Origin of the sequence: Vibrio ichthyoenteri ATCC 700023, from assembly GCF_000222605.1 — a bacterium.
Classification (GTDB): Bacteria; Pseudomonadota; Gammaproteobacteria; order Enterobacterales; family Vibrionaceae; genus Vibrio; species Vibrio ichthyoenteri.
Genome location: NZ_AFWF01000204.1, coordinates 1 through 1969, shown reverse-complemented (window position 1 = coordinate 1969; position 1969 = coordinate 1). Strand labels below are relative to the sequence as shown.

Annotated in this window: 2 protein-coding genes; both read left to right on the top strand. The window is 44.5% G+C overall.

The window, feature by feature from the left end:
• On the top strand, positions 1–461 hold a 461-nt coding region (locus RH85_RS14690; RefSeq protein ID WP_006713487.1), incomplete at its 5' end, for a putative oxygenase MesX.
• Positions 462–488: 27 nt separating this feature from the next.
• Positions 489–1517, top strand: coding sequence for a methionine synthase (locus tag RH85_RS14685; protein WP_006713486.1), 1029 nt, complete (start codon positions 489–491; stop codon positions 1515–1517).
• The last annotated feature ends 452 nt before the right edge of the window (positions 1518–1969 follow it).

Below are 1969 nucleotides of genomic sequence, written 5' to 3'. Positions count from 1 at the left end.
TTCTAAGTGTCTCAGATAATAAAACCTACTACAGAACAGACAACCAACACCCTGTCTTAGGCGTGGAATATCAACCCAGCGAGTCATCGTTAACAGAACAATATTTCCAAAAAATGGGATTACAGGTTCGCTACTTTATGCCCACTAACAGCGTCGCTCCTTTGGCTTTCTATTTCTTTGGTGATCTACTCAATGATTACACCAACCTAGAGCTAATTGGCACGATCAGCACTATGGAAACCTTCCAAAAAATTTATCGTCCAGAAATCTACAATGCGAATGCAGTGGCTGGACAATGCTATCAGCCCAACCTCAAAAGCTTAGATCATTCATTAACTCAGATTGTTTATGACCGAGAAGAGCGCAGCCAACTAGCGATTGAGCAAGGCAAATTTGCTGAAGAGCACTTTATTAAACCCTACAAAGTCCTACTTGAGCATTGGTCAGCGAATTTCGCTTAAGCATTCATTTAACTTGGCAGCATTATTATGAAAAAATTATTACCCACTTCAACGTCAGGTAGCTTACCGAAGCCTTCTTGGCTGGCACAACCTGAAACACTCTGGTCACCATGGAAATTGCAAGATGAAGAACTCGTTCAAGGGAAACAGGATGCTCTGCGTCTGTCGCTCCAAGTTCAGCAGCATTCGGGGATTGATATCGTCAGCGACGGCGAACAGACGCGCCAGCACTTTGTCACGACCTTTATTGAACACTTAGACGGTGTTGATTTTGAACGACGTGAAACCGTCAAAATTCGCAACCGCTACGACGCCAGCGTACCAACCGTTGTTGGCCCAGTATCGCGGATAAAGTCGGTTTTTGTTGAAGACGCGAAGTTTTTGCGTCAACAAACCAAACAACCGATCAAATGGGCTTTGCCGGGTCCAATGACGATGATCGATACGCTCTATGACGCACATTATAAAAGCCGTGAGAAACTGGCTTGGGAATTTGCAAAAATCCTCAATCAAGAAGCCAAAGAGCTAGAAGCTGCTGGCGTGGACATCATCCAGTTTGATGAGCCCGCTTTTAACGTATTTTTCGATGAGGTCAATAAATGGGGAATCGCCTGCTTAGAAAGAGCCATTGAAGGGCTGAACTGTGAAACCGCAGTGCATATCTGTTACGGCTATGGCATCAAAGCGAATACCGATTGGAAAAAAACGCTCGGTTCTGAGTGGCGACAGTACGAAGCGGTCTTTCCTAAACTACAACAATCCAACATCGATATCATCTCTCTTGAATGCCACAACTCTCGTGTACCGATTGAACTACTAGAGCTCATTCGTGGTAAAAAAGTGATGGTTGGGGCCATAGATGTCGCATCTAGCATCATAGAAACACCTGAAGAGGTCGCTAATACACTGCGTAAAGCCCTTGAGTTTGTCGACGCAGATAAACTTTACCCATGTACCAATTGCGGTATGGCTCCCCTTCCTCGCACTATCGCAACCGCCAAGCTCAACGCTTTAAGCACAGGCGCAGATATTGTTCGAAGAGAACTCGAAGCTTAGTTAAAACATACGCCTCTAATAATGCTCTGTTTGAGGTGATATCACTTCAGGCACTACTAATCCAAGTCCTGCATACTCGAAGTGGCCCATATCGGCCTCTTCGAGGGAGTTCGTAGCAAAAATCCATTCTTTGCCAAAACGAGTTCGATGCTCTACAGATGCTTATAATTCATCGTGCAAAGCGTTCAAGTTATGTCCATGACCAAGGGTTTTGATTGGGGTTCGATCGCGCATAGAAGTATCGCTTAGAAACCTCGGTATATCAATACGACCTTTGACATATTGGTATGTCATATTTAAATTCCTCGAAACTTGAATGAGTTATAACGCCGCATTAAGTGGTGAACAACGCGGCCACCCTACCCTAAACCTTACCACATTTAGCACTAAAGCTGACCCGAACTGAAATTGCCAAGCGTTGAGAATCCGTCTTGAACGCTTTGTTATATGTC

Bases quoted from the DNA above. Each gene is read 5' to 3' on its own strand.
- RH85_RS14685 (WP_006713486.1), top strand. From the start codon at position 489: ATGAAAAAATTATTACCCACTTCAACGTCAGGTAGCTTACCGAAGCCT.